This window comes from Bradyrhizobium sp. DOA1 (genome assembly GCF_001593325.1).
Classification (GTDB): Bacteria; Pseudomonadota; Alphaproteobacteria; order Rhizobiales; family Xanthobacteraceae; genus Bradyrhizobium.
In genome coordinates this window covers 5,341,459-5,365,611 of the sequence record NZ_JXJM01000001.1, presented here as the reverse complement: position 1 = coordinate 5,365,611, position 24,153 = coordinate 5,341,459, and the positions used below count along the sequence as shown (strand labels likewise).

The window sequence follows — 24,153 nt, the reverse complement described above, 5'->3', positions numbered from 1 at the left end:
CCCTTACGCCAGGGCGCGGAACAGCAGCGCCGGATCGCGCGCGGGATCGATACGCAACCTGATCCCGCCCCATTCGATGCGGGACTGTTCGCCGGTGAGAAGGTTTTCGAGGGCGGTCACATGGTGTCGCCGCCCGTCGGCGTCAACGGTGACGCCGCCGAGGGGCAGCCAGAATTCGCGCACATGGCGCGACAGCGCGATCACGACGATGACCGTGTTGGCGGGATCGGCGGCGTGCTTGACGAAGGCGATGGTCTCGCCGTCCTCGGCCCCGAGGAAGCGCAGATTGGCCGTCTGCTGAAGTGCTGCATTTTCGCTGCGGATGCGATTGAGGGCGGTGATGTACGGCTTGATGTTGCCGGGCTTGTCCCAGTCGCGCTGCTTGATCTGGTACTTCTCGGAATCGAGATATTCCTCACGCCCCGGGACCGCCTCGTGCTCCAGGAGCTCGAATCCGCCATAGATGCCGTAATTCCCTGACAGCGTCGCGGCCAGTGCGAGGCGCGACTTGAACATCCATTCTTCACCACCCTGGAGATGGTAGGGCAGCAGGTCGGCCGTGTTGACGAACAGGTTCGGCCGATAGAACTCGCGTTCGGGATAGCGCGTCAGCTCGCCGAGATACTGCTCCAGCTCCCACCTGTCGGTGCGCCAGGGGAAATAGCTGAAGGACTGCGCAAAGCCGAGCTTGGCTAGGCCCTTCATCAGTTTTGGTCGCGCAAAAGTCTTGGAGAACAGGATCACCTCCGGATGTCGGCGGCGGATGTCGCGGATCAGCCACTCCCAGAATGGAAGCGGCGCGGTGTCGTGATTGTCGATGGCGAAGATGGTCACGCCATGGTCGATCCAGAACAGCATGGCATCGCGAAACGCGTTCCACAGCCCGGCCCGGTCGATGGAGTTGAAATCGGGAATGACGATGTCGGAATACGGCCCGTCCGCCGTCCGCACCGAGCGATCCGGCCGCCATTTGAACCATTCCGGGTGCTGCGTCAGCCAGGGATGGTCCGGCGAGCATTGCACGGCGAAGTCGAGCGCCAGTTCGAGGCCATATTCGAGACAGGTTGCGACCAGCGCGCGGAAATCCTCGATCGTGCCCAGCTCGGGATGCAGCGCATCGTGCCCGCCGTCCGCCGTGCCGATCGCATAGGGCGAGCCGGGATCGCTTTCGCTGGCCACCGGCGCATTGTTGCGGCCCTTGCGGCGGGTTTTGCCGATCGGATGGATCGGCGTGAAATAGAGCACATCGAAGCCCATCGCGGCGATGTCGGGCACGCGGGCGATGCAGTCCCTCAGCGTGCCGTGCTGGCCGGGAATCCGGCTCTGGCTGCGCGGCATCATCTGGTACCAGGCGCCGAAGCGCGCCTTGTCGCGATCGGCGATCAGCGGGAATAAGGGCGAGCGGGTGAGGTCGGGGCGCTGTTGGCTCTCGGCCATGGCTTGCCCGAGCTCGGTCGCGAGCAGGGGGCCGACGTCGCCGCTCTGAAGATAATCCTCGCACTGCCTGATGATGATCGCTGCTGCGTCTTGCTGCGTGCCATGCGCCTTGGTCAAGAGGCCGGCGCCTTCGATCGCATCGAGGCTGACGTCGGCGCCGGAGCGCTGCTTGCGCGCGACGCCGTGCGACCAGGTGGCGAATTCATCGGTCCAGGCTTCGATCGCATAAAAATATTGGCCCGCCTCCATGGGCGTGAATGTCCCCGACCAGCGGTCATTGCCATGATGGGCCATCGGCTCTCGCTGCCATTCGCGGTCCTGCTCCCGGCGCCACAGCAGCGCGGCGCCGATCACGGCCTCGCCGTCGCGGTAGATGTCGGCCCAAACCTCGACCCGGTCGCCCGCGATCCGCTTCACGGCAAAGCGGCCGCCATCGATCAAGGGATAGACGTCCTCGATGAGGAAAGCGCTGCCGGCTGCGGCACTTTCGACAGTTTGAATTGTCTTGTTCACGGTGATGCCATTGACAAGAAAGCAGGAGCCCGTTTCCCTTGGCGGGAACCCACGCTTGGTACCTATATAGAAAGCCGGTTCTGTGTCATTAGTTCCCTTGGGAACGGCTGGCGCCGTTGGTGAGTTAGGCCCGACTAACGTCTTCCGCCGCCTCGTGAAAATCGATGCCCCCGGCAAGTGGGTGGCCTGCAAGCTGCGTGCCGAATGGATCTTTTAGCTCAAGCCCGGATCAAGGGCGTTCAATCCGAATTCGTCGATGCCTTGGGAAAGCTGCGGGTCACCGATCCCGTGGCCCTCAAATCCATCCTGGATGCCCTGCCGGAAAAGCGGGTCTACCGCTTCGTCGGGGGGCCGGTCGTGGTGCGCGCCCTCGGGCATCCGCGCACGGAATTGGCGGCCATCGGCGCGCCACCGCTGCGATGGACATTGAGCGCAAACGGCAAATCGATCGCGCAAGGCGAGACGCGCGAGCCCGTGATCGCCTGGCCTGCCGGCCTGCCGCTCGGCTATCACCGGTTGACGCTCACCGATGCCGAAGGCGTGAGCGAAGACGTGCCGATGATCGTGGCGCCCGAACGCGCCTTCGGCGGCGATTTCGATCGCGGCTGGCTGCTCGCCGTGCAGCTCTACAGCGTCCGCTCCAACCGCAATTGGGGCATCGGCGATTTCACCGATCTCGCCGATCTGGTCCGGCTCGCCGGGCAATTGGGGGCTGACGGCGTCGGCCTCAATCCGTTGCATGTGCTGTTCGACGATTACCCGGCCGATTGCAGCCCCTATTCGCCGAACAGCCGGCTGTTTCTCAACCCGCTCTATATCGACGTCGAGGCGATCCCGGAATTTTCCGCCGACCTCGTGCCGGATGGCGCCGCGACCGCGGCGCGCCTGCGCGAGGGCGATTGCGTACCCTATACGGACATGGCGGCGTTGAAATGGCTGGGCCTGCGCGCCGCCTTCAACAGTTTCGTGACGAGCGCGAGCGAGGCGCGCCGCCGCGAGTTCGACGCCTTCCGCGCCGCTCGCGCGCCGCTGTTGTCGCGCTTTGCCTGCTTCGAGGTGCTGCGCCATCGCTTCAACGCGCCGTGGTGGGAATGGCCGGTCGAATGGCAGCGGCCCGACGACACGAAATGCGCCGAGCTGCGCAACGGCCCTGACAAGCGCGAGGTCGAGTTCGTCGAGTTCGTGCAATGGACGGCCGACAGCCAGTTGCATGCCGCCAAGGAGCTGGCCGGCCAGCTCGGGATGCGGGTCGGGCTCTATCTCGACGTCGCTGTCGGCGTACAGTCCAACGGCTTCGATGCCTGGAACGAGCAGATGGCGATCTCCCGTCATCTCGCCGTCGGCGCGCCGCCCGACGTGCTCAACACCGTTGGCCAGGATTGGGGCCTCGCCGGCTTCAACGCGGGCGGCCTGGAAGCTCAATCCTTCGTGCCGTTCGCCGACATGCTCGCGGCGTCGATGCGCCATGCCGGTGCCATCAGGCTCGATCACGTGCTCGGCTTGAAGCGGCTCTATCTGGTGCCGCGCGGCTTCAGGCCCGATAACGGCGCCTATGTGCAGATGCCGTTCGAGGCCTTGCTGGCGGCGGTGGCAAGCGAGAGCGCCAGGCATAAGTGCATCGTGATCGGCGAGGATCTCGGCACCGTGCCGGAAGGTTTCCGCGAGACCATGCAGGATTTCGGCATCTGGTCTTACCTCGTCATGATGTTCGAGCGTGATGAGGCCGGCCGCTTCCGTAGCGTCGACCATTATCGGCCCAACGCGCTGGTCACGCTGAACACGCACGATTTGTCTACCTATGCCGGCTGGCGCTCGTTCGGTGATTTGAAGATGAAGCGCTCGCTGGGGATCGATCCAGGAGAAAGCGACCAAGCGCGGTGGGACGCGCTCGGCATGCTGGACCAGATCCTGCGCCAGAACGGCATCACCGCCAACGATCTTTATTCGGTGCTCGCCTTCCTCTCGCGCACGCCGTCGCGGCTGCTCGCGGTGTCGATGGAGGATCTGCTCGGCGTGATTGACCAGCCCAATATTCCCGGTACGATCGACGAGCATCCGAACTGGCGCCAGCGACTGCCTGTTGCGCTCGACGCGATCGCTTCGAAGGTCGATCTCACGGCCTTGCGAGCAGCGACGCGGGAACGTTCGTTGAACGGCGGGAGTTGATCGACTGGGGTTTTTCAGGCTGGCAAAGCATTGTCGCAGAAGATCGAAGACTATGCGCTGATCGGCGACTGCGAGACCGCTGCACTTGTCGGGCGCAACGGCTCCATCGACTGGCTGTGCTGGCCGGCCTTCGATTCCGATGCCTGCTTTGCCGCGATCCTCGGTAACCCCAAGAACGGCCGCTGGCTGATCGCGCCGCGCGAGGATGTCATCCGCATCTCGCGCCGCTATCTCGGCAATACCCTCATCCTCGAGACCCGCTTCGAGACGAAGAGCGGCACCATAGCGCTGGTCGACTTCATGCCGCCGCGCGGCAAGGCGTCCGACATCGTGCGCTTGGTTCGCGGCGTCAGCGGCAAGGTCAACATGCGGATGGAGCTCGTCATCCGCTTCGGCTTCGGTATCGATATCCCCTGGGTGCGGCGGATCGACCATTCGCTGATGGCGATAGCCGGCCAGGACATGACCGTGCTGCGCACGCCTGTCGAGACCCGTGGCGAGGATCTGACCACGGTTGCCGACTTCGAGGTGAGTGCCGGCGAGACCGTACCCTTCGTGCTCACCTACGGCCCCTCGCATATCGAGCCACCCGCTCCGATAGACCATGAGGTCGCCCTCCAAGAGACCGAGAAATTCTGGCAGGAATGGTGCGGTCATTGCACCCGCGACGGTGACTATCAGGATCTCGTGATGCGCTCGCTGATCACGCTGAAGGCGCTGACCTTTGCCCCGACCGGCGGCATTGTCGCGGCGCCGACAACGTCGCTGCCCGAGAAGCTCGGCGGGAGCAGGAACTGGGACTATCGCTTCTGCTGGCTGCGCGACGCTACCTTCACATTGCTGGCGCTGATGAACTCGGGCTACACCGAGGAAGCCCTGGCCTGGCACAATTGGCTGCTGCGCGCCGCCGCCGGCTCGCCTGCGAACATGCAGATCATGTACGGCATCTGGGGCCAGCGCCGCCTGCTGGAATGGGAGGCGGGTTGGCTAGACGGCTATGAGGGCGCGAAGCCCGTGCGCGTCGGCAATGCCGCGCACGCGCAGCTCCAGCTCGACGTCTATGGCGAACTGATCGACGCCTTCCACCAGTCGCGGATGGCCAAGCTCAAGCTCGATGATGAGGCGACATGGGCGCTGGAATGCGCGGTGCTCCAGCATCTCGCCGAGGTCTGGGATCACCCGGACCACGGCATCTGGGAGCGCCGCGGCCAGCCCAAGCACTACGTCTTTTCCAAGGTGATGACTTGGGTCGCCTTCGATCGCGGCATCAAGAGCGCAGAGACGTTTGGCTTGAAGGCGCCGCTGTTGCACTGGCGCGCGCTGCGCGAGGCCATCCACCGCGACGTCTGCAACCGGGGATTTGACGCCGAGGAAAATGCCTTCGTCGAGTCCTACGGCTCGAAGCTGCTCGATGCCAGCGTACTGCTGCTGCCGGCCGTCGGCTTCCTGCCGCCTGACGATCCGCGCATCCGGGGCACCATCGCTGCCGTCGAGAAAGGACTGATGCGCGATGGCTTCGTGCTGCGACACGATCCGCGCGAGCTGCCTGCCGGGCAGCCGCCGCTCGAAGGCGCATTCCTGGCCTGCACGCTCTGGCTCGCCGACGCCCATGTGCTGGCCGGCGATCTCGACAAAGCGCAAGTCCTGCTCGATCGCGTGGTGAGCGTTGCGAACGATGTCGGGCTATTGGCGGAGGAATATGATTCCGTCGCGCGGCGCCAGACGGGCAACTTCCCGCAGGCGCTGACCCATATCGCGCTGATCAACACCGCGCACAATCTCTCCGCGGCAAGGCAGGAGAGCGAGAAGCCGGCAGTGCAGCGGTCGAAGTAGCCAGGGCTATCACTACATCTGCGAGAAGGTGCTGCGGTCATCCTTCGAGACGCCCGCCGTTGGCGGACCCTCAGGATGAGATCGCCGGTGCCGCTTAGCCTCACCCTGAGGAGACCGCGAACGGTCGTCTCGAAGGACGAGGCGCTTGCTCAGACCGCGCCAAGCTCACATCCGATTGCTCTACCCACAACGCGGAGGGAATCGATCGCTCAGCCCACCCCATTCCGCTTCAAGATCATCTCCATCGCCTCGGCAAAGCCGTCCTGCTCGTTGCTTGCAGTGACATGCGTCGCCTGGTCCTTGACGTTGTCGGCGGCATTGCCCATGGCGATCGACATGCCGCTGACGCGGAACATCGCGAGGTCGTTCTGCATGTCGCCGATGGTGGCGACTGCATCAGTGGCAATGCCGAGGCGCTTGGCCATGGCCAGCACGAAGGTGCCCTTGTTGAAGCCCGGCGGAGTGATGTCGAGATAATAGGTCTGCGAGCGCACTGCGGTCGCCGCGCTGCCGAGCGCGTCCTGCATGACCTTCTCGCAAGCCTCCAGGCGCGCGGCATCGGCACTGGCGCCGACGATCTTGCAGGCACTCGCAAGGTACGGCGAAAAGTCCGTCACGATGGTCGGATCGGAACGGATCGTGTGCCGCTCATGCGCGACGTATTGTCCCTCGGGGTTGTCGATCAGCCATTTGTCGGTGGTGAAGAGCCAGACGTCGGCGCCGAACTCGCGCAAGATTTGCAGGGACCGCTCGGCCGCGCTCACCGGGATCAGGTGCTGCTCGACCGCCCTCATCTCGGGATCGACGATCGAGGAGCCGTTGAACGGACCGACCGGGAGCCAGAGCGCCAGCGGCTCGATCAAAAAGCGCATCCCGATCGCGGGGCGGCTGGAGGTAATGGTGAAGCCGATGCCGGCCTGATGCAACCGCTGCACGGCGGACCTCGCGCGCTCCGTCAGTGTCTTGTCCTTGGTCAGCAGCGTGCCGTCGACGTCGGAGACAACCAGCGAGATCTTCGTCATGGCAGGACCTCAAGGCTCAGTTTTCTTGAAGATTTCAGTTTCTTGCTCAGCGCTTCGCCCCGCTCAGCTTCAGCTGCCGCACCACGCCGTCCACGATCGCCTCGACGGATTCGTCGATCGACACGGTGATGACGTGCTCCCCCGCCTCCGGCGGCTCCAGGGTGTCGAACTGACTCTTCAACAGCCCGGGCGGCATGAAATGGCCTTTGCGGTGTGCGAGGCGCTCCGCGATGAGTTCCTTCGTGCCCTTCAGGAAGACGAAGCGGACGTCGTCGCGTCCACGCAGCAGCACGTCGCGATAGGCGTGTTTCAGCGCCGAGCAGGCGATGATGACATGCTCGCCTTTGTCGCAGACCCGCGCGATCTCGTCCGCGATGGCGTTGAGCCAGGGCCAGCGGTCCTCGTCGGTGAGCGGCTGGCCAGCCCGCATCTTCTCGACATTGCTGGCGGGATGAAAGCTGTCGCCGTCCTCGAAGCGCCAGCCGAGGCGCTGGCCGAGCGCTTCGGCGATCGTGCTCTTGCCCGAGCCCGACACGCCCATCACGATCAATGCACAAGGTGCTTCAACGCGGCCCACGAATTCCCTCCGGAAGCGCGGCCTGGTCGACCAGCCAGACGGTCTCACCATTCGAGCGCGCGCGTGATGCCGGCAGAGTCTCGCCATTGCGGAGGCGCGTCAAGATCGGCTGCTTGTCGTGCCCGGAAATCTCGAACAGCATTTCGCGGCAGGATGCCAGGACGGGCAAAGTGAGCGAGACCCGCGGTACGAACGGCGCGACATTGGCCTTGGGGACGCCGACAACCCAGCGCGTGGTCTCCTCGATCTCGGGATAGCCCGGGAAGAGCGAGGCGGTGTGGCCATCCGGACCGGCGCCCATCAGGACGAGATCGAATAGCGGCCGGGATGGATCGAGGCTTTCAGCGCCATAGAACTCCTGCAGCTCGCGCGCATAGGCCTCGGCGCTGGCATCCGGATTGTCGGCCGCCGTCGGAATCGGGTGGATATGGCCGGCAGGTGCGTCGCGATCGAGGAAGGTCGCGCGCGCGACCGCCATGTTGTTGAGGGGATCGCTTTCGGGGACGAAGCGCTCGTCGCCGATGAACCAATGCACGCGGTCCCACGGGATTTTCGCGCGCCAGGCCTCGCTGCCGAGCAGTTGATAGAGCTTCTTCGGGCTGGAGCCGCCAGTCAGGCAGATCGCGATGCGCGAGGAGTTGGCGGCGATCCGCGCCATCACCCGTTCGGCCGCGGCCTGAGCCAGGGCCTCTACATCCGCCGCGACGATTAGCTTCGGCTGGTCGGCGGCCGTCATCACGAGTATTTCCGCCAGCTTCGTCCGTCCCGCCGAAGCAATTCGTCGGCGCAGGCCGGCCCATCGCTGCCGGCTTCATAGGTTTCGACGCCGTTGGTGCCTGCGCCTTTCCAGGCGTCCAGGAACGGCTGCACCGCCTGCCAGCCTGCCTCGATACCGTCGGCGCGCTGGAACAGGATGTTGTCGCCGATCATGCAGTCGTAGATCAGCGTTTCGTAGCCGGTCGAGGGATCAGCGCGGAAATAATCGCCGTACTTGAATTTCATCTCGACGCCGTCGATGGTGATGCTCGGCCCCGGGATTTTTGCGTTGAACTGAAGTTCGATCGTCTCGGTCGGTGCGATGCCGATGGTCAAGAAGTTCTGCGACAGGCGGTCGATGTCCGTGCCCGAAAACATCGACAGCGGCGCCTGCTTGAACTTGATCGCCACTTCTGTCCGCTTGTGGCCGAGCGCCTTGCCGGTGCGCAGATAAAAGGGAACGCCGGCCCAGCGCCAGTTGTCGATCATCAGCTTGAGTGCGACGAAAGTCTCGGTCGTGCTGCCGGGCTTGACCTCTTCGGTCTTGCGATAATCCGGGATCTCCTCGTCGCCGACACGGCCTGCCAGATACTGCGCCCGGACCGAATTTCTCAGCGCCTCTTCCCGGCTTGGCCGCTGGATCGCGGTGAGCACATCGGCCTTCTCGGAGCGCACCGAATGCGCGTCGAACCGCGCCGGCGGCTCCATCGCGACCAGCGACATCAGCTGGAACAGGTGGTTCGGCACCATGTCGCGCAACGCACCGGTAGCGTCGTAGAAGCCGCCGCGATGGCCGACGCCGAGCTTCTCCTCAACCGTGATCTGGATGTGATCGATGTGGTTGCGATTCCAGATCGGCTCGAACATGCCGTTGGCAAAGCGCAGCACCAGGATGTTCTGCACCGTTTCCTTGCCGAGATAATGATCGATCCGGTAGATCTGGTGCTCCTCCATGATCTTCAGCAGCTCGGCATTCAGCGCGCGCGCCGAGGCGAGATCGGTGCCGAACGGTTTCTCGATCACGAGACGACGCCAGGCGCGGTTCTCCTTCATCATGCCGGTGCGGCCGAGCTCGCGCGCGGTCGGCGCGAAGGCGGCGGGCGGCGTGGCCAGGTAGAACAGCCGGTTGCCGCCGGTGTCCTGCGCGCATTCCAGCGAATCAAGATGCTTGCGCAGGCGATCAAAGGAGGGCGGATCCTTTGCGTCGGCCTCGACGAAGGTGACGCATTCCAGCAGCTTCCTGGCGATGTCGTCGTCGACGGGGCGGGTCGCAAACTGACGCAGGCCCTTCAACAGGCTGTCGCGCAGCTCGTCGTCCGACTGGCCCCTGCGCGCTACGCCGACGACGCAGAACTTTTCCGGCAACAGGTGTTCGGCCGCCAGATTGTAGAGCGAAGGCATCACCAGGCGGTGAGTAAGATCCCCGGTGACACCGAAAATGACGAAGGCGCAATTTTCCGGCTTGCGCTTTGATTGCGGGTCTTTTGTCACGAACGATTTGCCTTCGCTTGGTTACGCTTACTTCGGTTTCGAAGCGCCTGGCTGCTTCGGCTCCTTGTGGCCGCCGAACCCCGCGCGCATCGCGGAGAGAATTTTCTCGGCAAAGGTGTGTTCCTTGCGGGAACGGAAACGTGTGTAGAGCGCGGCCGTCAACACTTCGGCCGGCACGGCCTCGTCGATCGCCGCGTTCACGGTCCAGCGCCCTTCGCCGGAATCCTCCACGAAGCCGGAATATTCCGCGAGCTGCGGGCTGTCGGCGAGCGCGGTCGAGGTGAGGTCGAGCAGCCAGGACGGGATCACGCTGCCACGCCGCCACACTTCGGCGATGTCGGCGAGTTCGAAATCGTAACGGTGGTCCGCGGGCAATGCGTCGATGTTCGCATTCTTGAGGATGTCGAAACCTTCGGCATAGGCCTGCATCAGGCCGTATTCGATGCCGTTATGGATCATCTTGACGAAATGGCCGGCGCCGACCGGGCCGGCATGGATGTAGCCCTGCTCGATGCGGGGATCGCGGCCCTCGCGTCCCTCGGTGCGCGGAATGTCGCCGGCGCCGGGCGCGAGTGCCGCAAAGATCGGATCGAGCCGGTCCACCACCTGCTTTTCGCCGCCGATCATCATGCAATAGCCGCGCTCGAGCCCCCACACGCCGCCTGACGTGCCGACGTCGACGTAATGAATGCCGCGCTCCTTCAACGCCTTGCCGCGGCGGACGTCGTCCTGCCAGAAGGTGTTGCCGCCGTCGATGATGACGTCGCCTGCCTGCATCACCCCCGCGATGGTCTCGATCGTGGTCTCGGTGATGCGCCCCGCCGGCAGCATCACCCAGGCGGTGCGCGGCCGCTCGAGTGTCGAGATGAACTCTTCGAGCGTCGCCGCGCCGACGGCGCCGTCTGCGGCAAGGCCGGCGACGGCCTTGGGGTCCTTGTCATAGACCACGGTCGAATGTCCGTGACGCATCAGGCGGCGAACGATGTTGCCGCCCATCCGGCCGAGGCCGATCATGCCGAGTTGCATGTGAGAGATTCCCTTAGTTCAGCGCGTCGTTGAGCGCCGCATTGAGCGCGGCGAGACCTTTCTTGACTCCGCCTTTCAAATGCACGCGCAGCGCACGCCGGCCGCGCTCGGTGAGCACGTCGAAATCGCCGCGCGCCTGCGCCGCCTTGATCACGCCGAAGCTGGCCTTCTGGCCCGGCACCGCGAGGTCCTTGGCGTCGTCGGCCGTGATCTGGAGGAACACGCCGCTGTCGGGTCCGCCCTTGTAGGCTTGTCCGGTCGAGTGCAGGAAGCGCGGGCCGAACTCGGCGCAGGTGGCGACATGCCGCTTCTCGCGCACCTCGAGCCGCATGGCCTGGAGCGCGTCTATCGTGGCCTTGTCGCGCTCGACGTAGCCGAGCAGGGCGACATAATCGCCATCGCCCGAGCGCGACAGATGCGCCTTCAGCCAGGAGGTGAGGTCGCCATTGGCGCCGGCGGCGCGGAGCGCCGTGGCGTTGGCTTCGTCGGTGTAGAGATCGGCGTCCGTGGTGCTGACGACCGGCTGCTCTTCCGGCAGCGCGCCGGTCTTCTCGAAGGCGGACGTGAGCTCGCGCGTCTTGATCTTGGCCGCTTCCACGTCCGGCTGGTCGAACGGGTTGATGCCGAGGATGCTGCCGGCCACGGCCGTCGCCATCTCGAAGCGGAAGAACTCCTGGCCGAGATGCTCGATCGACTTCATGACAATACGGACCACGGGATGGCCGGCCGCCTCGATGGCGGCAAGCTGGGAGTCGTGGGCCGCATCCGCCTCGCCCTCGATACGGATATCGATGAAGAAGCGATCGCTGCCGTAGACGGAAGGATCGCCCAGCGGCTCGCCCTCGATCGGGATCAGGCCTTTGCCTTCCTTGCCGGTGGATTCCGCGATGAGCTGCTCGGCCCAGGCGCCGAAATCGGCGATCTTCTTCGAGGCCAGGATCGTCACCTTGTCCCGGCCTTCCAGGCCGGCCAGGCCCATGGCAAGTCCGAGCTGCACGCCCGGATTCTCGCTCGGCGGCACGTCCGGCCCGCAGGAGCGCGCCATCGCCAGTGCATGCTTGATGAAGGTCTTGACGTCGATGCCGGCGGTCGCCGCCGGCACCAGACCGAATGGCGAGAGCACGGAGTAACGTCCGCCGATCGAGGGCTCGCCGTGGAAGATGCGGGCATAGTTCAGCTTCTTCGCTGCCTTCTCCAGCGACGAGCCGGGATCGGTCACGGCGATGAAGCGATGGCCGGTCTTCACCTTGGTCCCGACCGCCTTGGCCACCTGCGCATGGAAATAGTCCTTCATCGCGTTCGGCTCGGTCGTGCCGCCGGATTTGCTGGAGACGATGAAGACGGTGTTGGCGATGTCGATCCGGGCCTCCATCGCCCGCACCTGCGCCGGATCGGTGGAATCAAGCACATGCAGTTTCGGGAAGCCGGGCTTCTTGCCGAAGGTTTCGGCGAGCACCTCCGGCCCGAGGCTCGATCCGCCCATGCCGAGCACGACGGCGTCGGAGAACTTTTGGCCCTTCACCCGGCCCGCATAATCCTCGTAGTCGGCGATATCGGCCTTGGCCGCGCTGTCGAGCCAGCCCAGCCATTTGTCCTCGTCCGCGCCGGTCCAGACCGACTTATCGCGCTGCCACAGCCTGCGGATCTTGGCTGACGCCCGCCATTCCTCGGTGCTCTCCACCACCGCCTTGCCGAGCCCGTCGCCGAGCGAGAGAGATTGGCGGTCGAGCGCGGGGCCCAGCACGGTGACGCGCTTGTGGGCGACGGCGCCATAGAGCTTGTCGGCGGCGTCGGCGAACAGCTTGACGCCGTCCTTGACCAGCTCCTCGGTGATCGCATCGAGCGAGATGCCCGAGCGCTCCAGCTCCTCCAGCACGCGCTGCGCATCCTCGATATTCTCTTCCAGACTGTCGCGCGGCTTGCCGTGGTCGCGGAAGGCGTCGAGCGTCGCCGGCGGCACGGTGTTGACGGTGTCGGGGCCGATCAGCTCCTCGACATAGAGGACGTCGCTGTAGTCCTTGTTCTTGGTGCCGGTGGATGCCCACAGCATGCGCTGCGGCTTGGCGCCCTTGGCAGCGAGCTTCTCCCAGCGCGGTCCTGAGAACAGGCGCTTGTAGTCCTGATAGGCGAGCTTGGCATTGGCGATCGCGACCTTGCCCTTGAGCGCGGCGAGCCGCTCCTTTTCGGAGGGGTCGTTGACGCGGGCGATCTTTTCGTCGAGCTGCTTGTCGACGACCGAGTCGATGCGGCTGACGAAGAAGCTCGCGACGCTCGCCACATGCGAGGGGTCGCCGCCGCCCGCGACGTATTTCTCGAGCCCGGCGATGTAGGCCTCGGCGACCTGGAGATAAACCTCCTTCGAGAACAGCAGCGTGATGTTGATGCTGATGCCGTCGCCGATCAGCTGCTCGATCGCCGGCAGGCCCTCGGGCGTCGCCGGCACCTTCACCATCAGGTTCTTGCGACCAACGTCCTTCCAGAGCCGCCGCGCTTCGGCGACCGTGCCCGACGTGTCCATCGCGAGATAAGGCGACACTTCCAGGCTGACATAGCCGTCGCCGCCCTTGAGGCGGTCATAGACCGGGCGCAGCACGTCGGCGGCACTCTGGATGTCCTCGATCGCGACCGCCTCGAACAACTCTGCCACGGTCCGGTCGCCGCGCTTCAGCGCCTTGCCGACCGGGGCGTCGTACTCGTCCGAGCTGCCGATCGCCTTCTCGAAGATCGAAGGATTGGAGGTGACGCCCTTGACGCCGTCGGTGTCGATCAGCCGCTTCAAATCGCCATTGGCGATGAAGCCGCGGGCGAGGAAGTCCAGCCAGACGGCTTGTCCGTGCTTTTCCAGTTCTTTGACGGGATTCATGATGTTTATTGTCTCCAAGCCTGCGGGCGAGGGGTTTCCGCGCCGGTCCTGACGCGCTATCCTGTAGCCTACATGCTTCCTTGTGGGAACCAATCAAGGGCATGGGCGTCATACCCTGCGCGGTAACTCCGTCGCGATCATGGCGATCCAGGCGGCCCTGCCGAACTGGGAGGGTGGTGTTCGTCATTCCGTTGGCATCCGCGATCGTCGCAGCGGCAACGGTCGCGACGGCAACGAATGACTGCTGTACGACTTTAGTGGCGGAAGTTTTGACCGAGGCGTGACGCAAGTCGCAGGATGATCCTGCTGACGCAGTCCTGCGGCGGCAGAGCCGAGCGCGTCGCGTTGTGCGCGAGGCGTTCGCATGGTTCGTTTGTCGCAGGACTCGGCGACTGATTTCGATACATCGCTGCGCTTGCCATGATCGTCGCACCGTCGGCGGTCTGTGCACTGCATTGCAGCAGGAAGATGAACGACCGCTCAAGGCTTCGCCGTACAAGCGTCATAAGATCGCCGCTGGCAGATCGCTATGCTGCAGCGCCGGATGAACGCATCCCCGGTAATGCCCGGATGTTGCGAGCGAGTGACATTTTCTGGAAATGAGCCAATATGGATGTAGATTCGCTCAAATTACAGGCATGTGCCTGTTCGTAACTCAACGAGTGCCTACGTTGTGCGTTGCGTCGAGCCGGCACCAAGGTGTCCAATGATCGTCATGTGCTCACGCTGATTCGAAACGGCCTGAGGAACGGTCCGGTAACTGCTTTCGTTTCAGCTTGTAGCGGAACTTCACGCGGAGAGGGATCATGTACAACGATTCTCTATTCAACGCTTTCGCTCGGTCGTTCGAGGCGAGAAGCCAGCACGACATGTCGATGGCGGAATATCTGGAATCGTGTCGAAGCGATCCCATGAAATACGCGAACGCGGCCGAACGACTGCTAGCTGCCATCGGTGACCCCCAGACGATCGACACGGCCAAGGATACCCGCCTTGGCCGTATTTTTTTGAACCGCACGATCCGTACCTATCCGGCCTTCGCGGGCTTCTACGGCATGGAAGAAACCATCGAGCGCATCGTCGGTTTCTTCCGCCACGCCGCGCAAGGCCTCGAAGAGCGCAAGCAGATCCTCTATCTGCTCGGCCCGGTCGGCGGCGGCAAATCCTCGCTCGCCGAGCGGTTGAAGTCGCTGATGGAAGTGCATCCGATCTACGTGCTGAAGGCCGGCGACGAACTATCGCCCGTGTTCGAGAGCCCGCTCAGCCTGTTCGATCCCGATCATCTCGGCCCGATGCTGGAAGAGAAGTACGGCATTCCGCGCCGCCGCCTCACCGGCCTGATGAGTCCGTGGTGCTACAAGCGGCTCGAAGCCTTCGGCGGCGATATTTCCCAGTTCCGGGTCGCAAAAATCCAGCCGTCGCGGCTACGCCAGATCGCGATCTCCAAGACCGAGCCGGGTGACGAGAACAACCAGGACATCTCCTCGCTGGTGGGCAAGGTCGACATCCGCAAGCTCGAGACCTACGCGCAGAACGATCCCGACGCCTACAGCTATTCCGGCGGCCTCAATCGCGCCAATCAGGGCGTGCTCGAGTTCGTCGAGATGTTCAAGGCGCCGATCAAGATGCTGCATCCGCTGCTCACGGCGACGCAGGAAGGCAACTACATCGGCACCGAGAACATCGGCGCGATTCCCTTCACCGGCGTCATCCTCGCGCACTCCAACGAGGCCGAGTGGGCGAGCTTCAAGGCAAACAAGAACAACGAGGCCTTCATCGACCGCATCTGCGTGATCAAGGTGCCGTACTGCCTGCGCGTCACCGAGGAGCAGAAGATCTACGAGAAGCTGATCCAGGGCTCCGAGCTCGCGGCCGCGCCTTGCGCGCCCTCGACGCTGGAGACGCTGGCACGGTTCTCGGTGATGTCGCGTCTGCGCAAGCACGAGAACTCCACGCTGTTCGGCAAGATGCGGGTCTATGACGGCGAGAGCCTGAAGGAATCCGATCCGAAGGCGCGCAGCGTCCAGGAATATCGCGACGCCGCCGGCGTCGACGAGGGCATGGACGGCGTCTCCACCCGTTTCGCCTTCAAGATCCTGGCTGCGACCTTCAACCACGATCCGCAGGAGGTCGCCGCCGACGCCGTGCATCTGATGTACGCGCTGGAGCAGGCGATCCGCCGCGAGCAGCTGCCGGAGGAAACCGAGAAACGTTATCTCGAATTCATCAAGGCAGAGCTCGCGCCGCGCTATGCCGAGTTCATCGGCAACGAGATCCAGAAGGCCTATCTCGAATCCTACTCGGACTACGGCCAGAACCTGTTCGACCGCTACGTCGATTATGCCGACGCCTGGATCGAGGATCAGGATTTCAAGGATCCCGACACCGGCCAGCTGCTGGATCGCGAGCTTTTGAACCAGGAATTGACGAAAATCGAGAAGCCGGCGGGCATCGCAAACCCCAAGGACTTCCGCAACGAGGTCGTCAAATTCTCGTTACGCTCCCGGGCCCAGAACGGCGGCAAGAATCCGACCTGGACCTCCTACGAGAAGATTCGCGACGTGATCGAAAAGAGGATATTCTCCCAGGTCGAGGACCTGCTTCCGGTCATCTCCTTCGGGTCGAAGAAGGACGGCGAGACGGAGAAGAAACACGGCGAGTTCGTTGCACGCATGGTGGAGCGCGGCTACACCGAGCGTCAGGTTCGCCGGCTCGTCGAATGGTACATGCGCGTGAAGCAGGCCGGTTGAGGCGGGATGGGAGGCGAATGGTCAAGTGCCCATTCACATCATTGACAGGCGCCTGAATCCAGGCGGCAAGAGTCTTGAGAACCGGCAGCGGTTCTTGCGTCGGGCCAAGTCCCTGGTGCAGGGCGCCGTCAAGAAGACCTCGCAGGAACGCGACATCAAGGACGTCCTGGAGGGTGGTGAGGTCACGATCCCGCTCGACGGCATGCACGAGCCGCGCTTCCGCCGCGAAGGCGGCACGCGCGACATGGTGCTGCCCGGAAACAAGAAGTTCATCGAGGGCGACTATCTCCAGCGCTCCGGTCAGGGCAGTGCCAAGGATTCAGGTCCGGGCGAGGGCGACAGCGAGGACGCCTTCCGTTTCGTGCTGAGCCGCGACGAATTCGTCGACCTCTTCCTCGACGACCTCGAACTGCCGGATCTCGCCAAGCGCAAGATCGCGCAGACCGAGAGCGAGGGCATCCAGCGCGCCGGCTACACCACCTCGGGCTCGCCCGCCAACATCTCGGTGAGCCGGACGGTGCAGCTCGCACTCGCTCGCCGCATCGCGCTCCGCCGTCCCCGCAAGAGCGAGATCGAGGAGCTCGAGGCCGAGATCGCCGCGTGCACCGACGAGGATGTTCGCATCGAGCTGCTGGACAAGCTCGCGAAGCTGAAGGCGAAGTCCAAGCGCATTCCCTTCATCGACCCGCTCGATATCCGCTACCGCCGCTACGAGAAGGTGCCGCGGCCCGTGGCGCAAGCCGTGATGTTCTGTCTGATGGACGTCTCCGGTTCGATGTCCGAGCACATGAAGGATCTGGCCAAGCGCTTCTACATGCTGCTCTATGTGTTCCTGAAGCGGCGCTACAAGCATGTCGAGATCGTCTTCATCCGCCATACCGACCGCGCCGAGGAGGTGGACGAGCAGACCTTCTTCTACGGTCCGGCCTCCGGCGGCACGCTGGTCTCCAGCGCGCTCCAGGCGATGCACGAGATCGTGCGCGAGCGCTTCAATCCCTCGGACTGGAACATCTACGCTGCGCAAGCCTCGGACGGCGACAATTCCTATTCCGACGGCGAGCTCACCGGCATGCTGCTGACCGACAAGATCCTGCCGGTCTGCCAGTTTTTTGCCTATCTCGAGGTCGGGGAATCCGGCGGCAGCGCTTTCGATCTCTCCGATTCCTCGCTCTGGAGCTTGTACGACCGCCTACGCAACAGCGGCGCGCCGCTGTCGATGCGCAAGGTCTCCGAGCGCAGCGAGATCTTCCCGGTGTTCCACGACCTGTTCCAGCGCCGCGAAACCACTCAGGAGAAGGCCGCTCCATGACGGAACGCTTGTTCGAAGGCGCGGATTGGGATTTCCACACCTTGCAGCGCATCACGGATGCCTGCGAGGAGGTGGCGCTGAAGGATCTCGGGCTCGACGTCTACCCGAACCAGATCGAGGTGATCACCGCCGAGCAGATGCTGGACGCCTATTCGTCGGTCGGTATGCCCCTGTTCTACAAACACTGGTCGTTCGGCAAGCATTTCGCGTTTCACGAGGCGTCCTACCGCAAGGGCCTGATGGGCCTCGCCTATGAGATCGTGATCAACTCCTCGCCCTGCATCTCCTACCTGATGGAGGAGAACACGGCGACGATGCAGACGCTGGTGATCGCGCACGCCGCCTTCGGCCACAACCACTTCTTCAAGAACAACTACCTGTTCAAGCAGTGGACCGATGCCGACGGCATCCTGGATTATCTCGACTTCGCCAAGAACTATGTCGCGACCTGCGAGGAGCGCTACGGCCGCATCGAGGTCGAGCGCACGCTGGATGCCGCGCACGCGCTGATGTCGCATGGCATCGACCGCTATCCCGGCAAGAAGAAGCTCGATTTGCGCGCCGAGGAGAAGCGGGCAGGGCGCCGCCGCCAGCACGAGGAGGAGGTCTTCAACGATCTCTGGCGCACCGTGCCCAAGGGCGCCGCCAAGAGCCGCTCCGCGCTCAGCATCGAACGCCGCCGCAAGCTGCTCGGCCTGCCGCAGGAGAACCTGCTCTATTTCCTGGAGAAGAGCGCGCCGCGGCTGGCGCCCTGGCAGCGCGAGCTGTTGCGCATCGTCCGCCACATCGCGCAATATTTCTATCCGCAGAGCCAGACCAAGGTGATGAACGAGGGGACGGCGACCTACGTCCACTACCGCATCATGACCCAGCTGCACCAGCAGGGCCGCATCACCGACGGCAACTTCCTCGAATTCCTGGGATCGCACACCAATGTGGTGTTCCAGCCCGAGTTCGATGATCCGCGCTTCTCCGGCTTCAATCCCTATGCGCTCGGCTTTGCCGTGATGCAGGACATCGAGCGCATCGTCACCAATCCGGAGGACGAGGACCGCGAATGGTTCCCTGATATCGCCGGCAAGAACGACGTGATGGGCGTGCTGCGCGACGTCTGGGCCAACTACCGCGACGAAAGCTTCATCGGCCAGTTCCTGAGTCCGAAGCTGATGCGGCACTTCCGCATGTTCCATTTGCACGACGATCCGGAGGAGCGTGCCGGCATCCGGGTCGATGCCATCCACGATGAGCGCGGCTTCCGCCGGGTCCGGCGCGAGCTGGCACGGCAGCATGACGTCGGCTTCATCGACGCCAATATCGAGGTGGTCGACGTCGATCTCTCCGGCGACCGCCGGCTGATCCTGCATCACCACGTCATCAAGGGCTCGCAGCTCAATGAGACCGATGCCAAGCGCGTGCTCCAGCATCTCGCCGACCTCTGGACCTACGATGTCTCGCTGGTCGAGGTCGATGCCAACGATAAGGTCCTGCGCGAATACGTCGTGAGCCCGCGCCCGATCCCGGCGGCGGCCTGAGGAGCGCCGTTAGCTCCTGAATCCAGCATTTTGAGCACTGCGAGGGAGATGAACTTCCTCCCCCGCTTGAGGGTTTCTCCGCAATGGGACTCCCCAAGAGGCGAGAGCCCCCACCCGGCGCGACGCGCCGACCTCTCCCGCAAGCGGCAGATGTTGCAGCCTTCCCGCGGGTGCTCAATCCATTAAACGCGAGCTATGTGCCCTACGCCGATTGCTTGGCCGGCTTCTTCTTGGATGCGTTCAGGTCAACGGCCGCACGGATCAGCGCCTTCAACGCCTTTTCGTTGATCTTCTCGCCCTCGCGAATGTCGATCGCGCGCCGGACGTTGCCGTCCAGGCTGGAGTTGAACAGGCCCACCGGATCCTCCAGCGCCGCCCCCTTGGCGAAGGTCAGCTTCACCACCTCCTTGTAGGTCTCGCCGGTGCAGATGATGCCGTCGTGCTCCCACACGGGAACGCCGCGCCATTTCCACTCCTCGACGACATCAGGATCGGCCTGCTTGATCAGGCCGCGGACCCGTCCCAGCATCTCGCCGCGCCAGTCACCGAGCTCCTTGATCCTGCCGTCGATCAGCTTGGAGGGGGAAGCCTCCTTCGCGTCGTTCGCGCCAGCCTTCTTCGCCGTCACCGCCTTCTTCATCGTCTCGCCTCGTTCACGCGTTGCTGCGGCCGACATAGGGTAGCGCGAACAGATAGAGTCCGGTGGCGAGCAACGGAATGAGCGGGACGAGCGCGAGGAAGCCGATCCATACGGCCGGGACCTGCATGATCATCGCCGCGATGTTGGCGATGACCGCGAGCGTAAAAGCCATCGACAGCCAGCGATGAACCTGCCGAATCCACATGTGGGTGCTCATTGGGACCTCCTTTGAAAATGATCGGAATGGACGGCGGTGTAGTTAGTCTGTGCGCGCCAGCACTTCGTCCAGCTTGGCGAAGAACTGCTTCCAGCCGGCATGCGCGCCGCCAAAGGCCTGCTTCTGCGTCGGGCTGAAGCCTGCCTGCTCGACGCGCAGATGCGTGCCCGCACCAGTCGGCGTCAGCGTGAAGGTCACGACGCTCTTGAGATCGAACGCCGCGTCCTCATGCGAGAAATTCCAGGTATAGGCGAGAGTCTTCTGCGGCTCGATGGCGAGGACCTCGCAGTCCAGCACGCCGCCCCATTCGCCGCGAAGATTGAAGCGGTGGCCGACGGCCGGCTTGAAATCGTTCTTCATCAGCCATTCCTCGATCAGATGCGGCTGCGTCAGCGCGCGCCAGATCTTCTCGGCCGGAAAGGCAAATTCGCGCTCGATCACGACGGAGCGCGTCTCGCTCGAAGCTTCAGTCATTGGTCCATCCTCTTCAGGAGATCGTCGAGTGCGTCGAGCCGCCGCTGCCAGAACCCGGTCATCTCGCTGGTCCAGTCGACCAGCGGATCGAGCGCGCCGGGCTGCGCGCTGTAATGGGTCTGGCGTCCCTCGTGGCGGTCGCGCACGAGGCCGGCCTGCTTCAGGGCGCCGAGATGTTTCGAGACGGCCGGCTGGGACACGCCCGATCGCAGCGTCAGGGCCCCGACCGTCTGCTCGCCCTCGCGGCACAGCCGCTCGAAGATCGCCCGCCGGGTCGGGTCGGCGAGCGTCCTGAACAGGAGATCGGGGGCAGCGGGCATGGGTAATCCATAACCAGGGAGTTATGGATTAATTCATAACCGCGGGGTTATGGGTGAGTCAAGCGACATTGCGAGGATACGACCCTCTCCGGCGCACCTTACTCCACCGTCATCGCCAGGAGCCTTTGCGACGAAGCAATCCAGTCTACCGCCGCAGAGAAAGTCTGGATTGCTTCCGCCTTCGCCAGAGGCTTTGGCGGACAAGTCGCTGCGCTCGCATTGACGGAGGAAATGGCGGCGCCTCGCGCAACCCTATGGCCGCAGATACAAATACCCCTGCGATTGCAGCTCCGCGATGCGCACCACGCCGCCTTTCTCCGCGTTGACGAAGCCCGGCAGCAGATCCGTCAGCGTGACGTTCTGCGCCTTCATCGTGTTGCCGCAGGCCGCGAGCTCGACGCCGCCCCTGGAGAAATCACCGACGCGCTTGCTGACGTCGGGGTTGGCCTGGGCCGAGTGAAATGCCTTCAGCGCCGGTCCGTGGATGACGAGCGCGATCGTGACGTGCTCGGGGCCGCCGACGCCGTCGATGTGGTTCTGGATGTTGCCGAGCACGAAATGGACCTTCTCGGCGTCGCTGAGGTGATAAACGACCTTGAGCTTGTTACCGCCGCTCGTTTCGGTCGCGGCTTGTGCACGCGAGGCGCCAAAGGCTGCGCCCAGCGCCGAGACGGCGCTCCACAAGATGTTCCGGCGGTTCATGGCGATCTCCTGGCCTGACTTCGCCGGACACATATCACTTGGAGCGCAGCGCGGCGAGTTCCTTGCGGTCCGTCACCAGCGAGGCGCACTCGCTGTTGTCGGTGCGATCGAGGCGGAAGATCTTGTCGTCGGCGCCGGCGGTCAGCGAATGCTCGGCCTCGTCGTCCGGCTTGTTGTTCTGCCAGACCCTGACACGTTCGAGCCGCACGATCGCGGACTTGTCGTCCTTGGAGAGCGCAACGCCGATGCCGCCGCCGTCGCAGTCGACGCCGCAGCCGAGGCGCACTTCGTCGCCGCTCCTGGTGAATACGGCGTGGTTGCAGGAGCCGCTGGAGTCGAAATCGCCGCTGCGGTGGCGGTACCTGAAGCCGAGGCGGAAGGAGTGGTGCAGCTCCTTGTCCTCCTTGTCGACTTCCGCCGAGATCAGCAGCTTCATCGCGGCGACCTTCTGCTTCGGGTGCCGTGCCAGATGGTCGGCATCGTAGCGGCGGACGAAGCAGGCATAGGCCTTCTCGCCCGGCGGGCCCGCATACATGCGTGCGTTGAAGGTCTCGGTTTCGGCCTTGCCGGCTTCGCGGATGTCGTCGACGTCCTCGGCGCGGCCGACGCTGGTCAGCGCAGCCAAAGTGAGGACAGCAAGGATGACGAGCTTCATGAGGGCCTCGCGCGCATGACAAGCTTTGCCGCAGCAGGACAGAGCTGCTGTCTGTTAGACGCAGACGTGATGCCTCGCGTTCAACCCTCGCAAGTCGCTCGTGCCGCCATCGTGGTGAGGAATCGGGCCAGTGGCTTCACACCGTGCCTTAGTCACCGATGGGATCAAGAAGGTTCAAGCGGTGAAGCGGGCGGTCCTTCGGAACTCGACGCCTGCGATCGCTGGGACATTGTCTCGGTTCGTCAATGTGATAGCCTTCACAGACGACCGCCTTCGGCGGTCGTAAGCTGGGGCTGCCTTGTCAGTGTGTGGAGTCCCCCGCAATGGGCGAAATTCGCAACTTCAGATCCGGCAATGATGAGCCGCCTCCGCACGGCTCCATGCCTCGTCGCCTTGCAGCGATCATAGTCGGTGACATCGCTTCCTACAGCCGCATGATGCAGGCCGATGAGGAGGGGACGCATGTCCGCGTCAAGCGGATCGAGCGTGACCTCATCTATCCCAGCATCGTCGAGCACCATGGAACGCTGGTGAAGACGACAGGCGATGGCTTCATCGCCATTTTCGACAGCCCTGTCGAGGCCGTTCGATGCAGCATCGTCATCCAGCAGAACCTCATCGGCCGCAATGCTTCGCTCCCCAAGCATTCGCGGCTCGAATACCGGATCGGCGTCAATCTTGGCGACGTCATCGTGGAGTCGGACGATGTCTACGGCGACGGCGTCAACATCGCCACGCGCATCGAGGGCATTGCCGAGCCCGGTCAGGTCTATATCTCGGGCGCGATCTACGAGCAGATCAAGCACAAGGTGGTATGCGGCTATGAGTCGCTCGGCGACCGCAAGGTCAAGAACATCACCGATCCGGTGCGCGTCTATCGTGTGCTGCCGGACGCGGATGCCGTCGGCAAGACAAGAAGCCGGCGCGAGAACGCGCTGATCTTCTTGCTGGCCATTACAGTGCTGATAATAGCCACCGGCGCGCTCTGGTATTTGCTGGCGCAGCCCGGCAGGAGGGGCGAGCAGGCCGCCGCGCCGCCCGCAGCTCCGGTCGCATCACCGAGTCCTCAAGCACCGCCGAGCGAGGCGGCGACCCAGACGCCGCAACCGTCTCCGTCATTGGCTTCGTCGCCTTCGGCCCCGACTCCAACTCCGGCCCCCAGCCCATCGGCGACGCCGCTTCGCGAGCCCGAGATGATCGCCATTCGCGGCGGCAGCTTCGCGATGGGAAGCAATGATGATCCGACCGAACGGCCCGTCCACCAGGTCACGATCAAGCCGTTCTCGATCGGAAAATATCCGGTGACAGTGCAGGAGTGGAATGAATGCGCTGCCGCCAAGGCGTGCGGATTCACGGCCACCGGCAAGGACGATGCCCCGGTCAGCAATGTGAGCTGGACCGATGCCCAGCAATATGCCGCCTGGCTCGCGCAGGCCACGAAGAAGCCCTACCGGCTTCCGAGCGAAGCCGAATGGGAGTATGCGGCGCGCGGTGGGACGCAGACCAAATATTGGTGGGGCGACAAGCTCCAGCCGGGCATGGCCGGCTGCAAGGATTGCGGTGAACTTGCGGCCGAGCAGCCGGCCAAGGTCGGCAGCTTCAAGGCAAATCCATTCGGGCTCTACGACATGGGCGGCGGCATCGATCAGTGGGTCGCGGACTGCTGGCACCGGACGTATCAGGGCGCGCCCAGCGACGGCTCGGCATGGACTACCGCTGACTGCAGTGCTCACGTCCTGCGCTCGGGCTCCTGGAAGAACGATTCGGGATATGTGCGGCCGTCAAACCGCGGTGGATACGATACCGGTGTCCGTTACCCCACGCATGGATTTCGGATCGCGCTCAGTCCTTAGGTACTGGAGTCAATTTG

19 protein-coding genes are annotated in these 24,153 nt (G+C 63.9%); 6 read left to right on the top strand and 13 right to left on the bottom strand.

Annotated features, from left to right (window positions below; genetic code table 11):
• Positions 1-3: 3 nt before the first annotated feature.
• Positions 4-1,950 (bottom strand): maltotransferase domain-containing protein, encoded by a 1,947-nt coding sequence (locus tag SE91_RS24980; protein ID WP_061849493.1) that lies wholly within the window; start codon positions 1,948-1,950, stop codon positions 4-6.
• Positions 1,951-2,154: 204 nt separating this feature from the next.
• Here SE91_RS24980 and malQ point away from each other — a divergent pair, with 204 nt between their 5' ends.
• Entirely contained in the window at positions 2,155-4,116 is a 1,962-nt protein-coding gene (malQ, locus tag SE91_RS24975; RefSeq protein ID WP_061849492.1) for a 4-alpha-glucanotransferase, read from the top strand.
• Positions 4,117-4,146: 30 nt separating this feature from the next.
• Positions 4,147-5,949 carry a glycoside hydrolase family 15 protein gene (locus tag SE91_RS24970; protein ID WP_061849491.1) on the top strand — a complete coding sequence of 601 codons (1,803 nt, stop codon included), beginning with the start codon at positions 4,147-4,149 and terminating at the stop codon, positions 5,947-5,949.
• A gap of 209 nt (positions 5,950-6,158) precedes the next feature.
• Here SE91_RS24970 and SE91_RS24965 read toward each other — a convergent pair whose 3' ends face one another.
• Genes SE91_RS24965 through SE91_RS24940 form a run of 6 tightly spaced genes read right to left on the bottom strand, consistent with a single transcriptional unit; the run spans position 6,159 to position 13,684 of the window.
• Complete coding sequence (locus SE91_RS24965; protein WP_061849490.1) at positions 6,159-6,971, bottom strand: Cof-type HAD-IIB family hydrolase; 813 nt, start codon at positions 6,969-6,971, stop codon at positions 6,159-6,161.
• A 46-nt stretch (positions 6,972-7,017) separates the two neighbouring features.
• Positions 7,018-7,548, bottom strand: a complete 531-nt coding sequence (locus tag SE91_RS24960; RefSeq protein ID WP_144441228.1) for a gluconokinase — start codon at positions 7,546-7,548, stop codon at positions 7,018-7,020.
• Positions 7,535-8,284 carry a 6-phosphogluconolactonase gene (gene pgl / locus SE91_RS24955; RefSeq protein WP_061851299.1) on the bottom strand — a complete coding sequence of 250 codons (750 nt, stop codon included), beginning with the start codon at positions 8,282-8,284 and terminating at the stop codon, positions 7,535-7,537. The genes SE91_RS24960 and pgl overlap by 14 nt, the downstream gene beginning before the upstream one ends.
• Complete coding sequence (gene zwf, locus SE91_RS24950; RefSeq protein ID WP_061849488.1) at positions 8,284-9,795, bottom strand: glucose-6-phosphate dehydrogenase; 1,512 nt, start codon at positions 9,793-9,795, stop codon at positions 8,284-8,286. Before zwf ends, pgl begins: the two co-directional genes overlap by 1 nt.
• A gap of 27 nt (positions 9,796-9,822) precedes the next feature.
• Positions 9,823-10,821, bottom strand: a complete 999-nt coding sequence (gene gnd, locus SE91_RS24945) for a phosphogluconate dehydrogenase (NAD(+)-dependent, decarboxylating) (protein ID WP_061849487.1) — start codon at positions 10,819-10,821, stop codon at positions 9,823-9,825.
• Between the two features lie 13 nt (positions 10,822-10,834).
• Positions 10,835-13,684 (bottom strand): bifunctional transaldolase/phosoglucose isomerase, encoded by a 2,850-nt coding sequence (locus tag SE91_RS24940; protein ID WP_061849486.1) that lies wholly within the window; start codon positions 13,682-13,684, stop codon positions 10,835-10,837.
• A gap of 806 nt (positions 13,685-14,490) precedes the next feature.
• Here SE91_RS24940 and SE91_RS24935 point away from each other — a divergent pair.
• The 3 genes from SE91_RS24935 to SE91_RS24925 are packed head-to-tail and all read left to right on the top strand — an operon-like array spanning position 14,491 to position 19,275.
• Entirely contained in the window at positions 14,491-16,434 is a 1,944-nt protein-coding gene (locus SE91_RS24935) for a PrkA family serine protein kinase (RefSeq protein ID WP_060735126.1), read from the top strand.
• 31 nt (positions 16,435-16,465) lie between these two features.
• A complete protein-coding gene (locus tag SE91_RS24930; protein WP_193409783.1) occupies positions 16,466-17,743 on the top strand; it encodes a YeaH/YhbH family protein in 1,278 nt (425 codons plus the stop codon).
• Positions 17,740-19,275, top strand: coding sequence for a SpoVR family protein (locus tag SE91_RS24925; RefSeq protein WP_061849485.1), 1,536 nt, complete (start codon positions 17,740-17,742; stop codon positions 19,273-19,275). The genes SE91_RS24930 and SE91_RS24925 overlap by 4 nt, the downstream gene beginning before the upstream one ends.
• Before the next feature lie 202 nt (positions 19,276-19,477).
• Here SE91_RS24925 and SE91_RS24920 read toward each other — a convergent pair whose 3' ends face one another.
• From SE91_RS24920 to SE91_RS24895, 6 genes are all read right to left on the bottom strand, one after another.
• Positions 19,478-19,915, bottom strand: a complete 438-nt coding sequence (locus SE91_RS24920; RefSeq protein WP_061849484.1) for a DUF1801 domain-containing protein — start codon at positions 19,913-19,915, stop codon at positions 19,478-19,480.
• A 13-nt stretch (positions 19,916-19,928) separates the two neighbouring features.
• Positions 19,929-20,132 carry a hypothetical protein gene (locus SE91_RS24915; RefSeq protein ID WP_061849483.1) on the bottom strand — a complete coding sequence of 68 codons (204 nt, stop codon included), beginning with the start codon at positions 20,130-20,132 and terminating at the stop codon, positions 19,929-19,931.
• 42 nt (positions 20,133-20,174) lie between these two features.
• Positions 20,175-20,606 carry an SRPBCC family protein gene (locus SE91_RS24910; protein WP_061849482.1) on the bottom strand — a complete coding sequence of 144 codons (432 nt, stop codon included), beginning with the start codon at positions 20,604-20,606 and terminating at the stop codon, positions 20,175-20,177.
• Complete coding sequence (locus SE91_RS24905) at positions 20,603-20,926, bottom strand: ArsR/SmtB family transcription factor (protein ID WP_061849481.1); 324 nt, start codon at positions 20,924-20,926, stop codon at positions 20,603-20,605. Before SE91_RS24905 ends, SE91_RS24910 begins: the two co-directional genes overlap by 4 nt.
• 252 nt (positions 20,927-21,178) lie before the next feature.
• On the bottom strand, positions 21,179-21,628 hold the full coding sequence (locus SE91_RS24900) for a DsrE family protein (protein WP_061851298.1): 450 nt from the start codon (positions 21,626-21,628) through the stop codon (positions 21,179-21,181).
• A gap of 34 nt (positions 21,629-21,662) precedes the next feature.
• Positions 21,663-22,283, bottom strand: a complete 621-nt coding sequence (locus tag SE91_RS24895; protein ID WP_008559872.1) for a hypothetical protein — start codon at positions 22,281-22,283, stop codon at positions 21,663-21,665.
• Between the two features lie 323 nt (positions 22,284-22,606).
• On the opposite strand from SE91_RS24895, the gene SE91_RS24890 reads away from it, so the two are divergent.
• Positions 22,607-24,136, top strand: a complete 1,530-nt coding sequence (locus tag SE91_RS24890) for an SUMF1/EgtB/PvdO family nonheme iron enzyme (RefSeq protein ID WP_061849480.1) — start codon at positions 22,607-22,609, stop codon at positions 24,134-24,136.
• The last annotated feature ends 17 nt before the right edge of the window (positions 24,137-24,153 follow it).

Excerpts from the sequence above, each read along its gene's own strand:
- SE91_RS24935 (WP_060735126.1), top strand. The coding sequence starts at position 14,491 with ATGTACAACGATTCTCTATTCAACGCTTTCGCTCGGTCGTTCGAGGCG.
- pgl (WP_061851299.1), bottom strand. The coding sequence starts at position 8,284 with ATGACGGCCGCCGACCAGCCGAAGCTAATCGTCGCGGCGGATGTAGAG.
- SE91_RS24905 (WP_061849481.1), bottom strand. The coding sequence starts at position 20,926 with ATGCCCGCTGCCCCCGATCTCCTGTTCAGGACGCTCGCCGACCCGACC.
- SE91_RS24890 (WP_061849480.1), top strand. The coding sequence starts at position 22,607 with ATGGGCGAAATTCGCAACTTCAGATCCGGCAATGATGAGCCGCCTCCG.
- SE91_RS24965 (WP_061849490.1), bottom strand. The coding sequence starts at position 6,971 with ATGACGAAGATCTCGCTGGTTGTCTCCGACGTCGACGGCACGCTGCTG.
- SE91_RS24920 (WP_061849484.1), bottom strand. The coding sequence starts at position 19,915 with ATGAAGAAGGCGGTGACGGCGAAGAAGGCTGGCGCGAACGACGCGAAG.
- SE91_RS24895 (WP_008559872.1), bottom strand. The coding sequence starts at position 22,283 with ATGAAGCTCGTCATCCTTGCTGTCCTCACTTTGGCTGCGCTGACCAGC.
- malQ (WP_061849492.1), top strand. The coding sequence starts at position 2,155 with ATGGATCTTTTAGCTCAAGCCCGGATCAAGGGCGTTCAATCCGAATTC.
- SE91_RS24940 (WP_061849486.1), bottom strand. The coding sequence starts at position 13,684 with ATGAATCCCGTCAAAGAACTGGAAAAGCACGGACAAGCCGTCTGGCTG.
- SE91_RS24915 (WP_061849483.1), bottom strand. The coding sequence starts at position 20,132 with ATGAGCACCCACATGTGGATTCGGCAGGTTCATCGCTGGCTGTCGATG.
- SE91_RS24910 (WP_061849482.1), bottom strand. The coding sequence starts at position 20,606 with ATGACTGAAGCTTCGAGCGAGACGCGCTCCGTCGTGATCGAGCGCGAA.
- gnd (WP_061849487.1), bottom strand. The coding sequence starts at position 10,821 with ATGCAACTCGGCATGATCGGCCTCGGCCGGATGGGCGGCAACATCGTT.
- SE91_RS24900 (WP_061851298.1), bottom strand. The coding sequence starts at position 21,628 with ATGAACCGCCGGAACATCTTGTGGAGCGCCGTCTCGGCGCTGGGCGCA.
- SE91_RS24925 (WP_061849485.1), top strand. The coding sequence starts at position 17,740 with ATGACGGAACGCTTGTTCGAAGGCGCGGATTGGGATTTCCACACCTTG.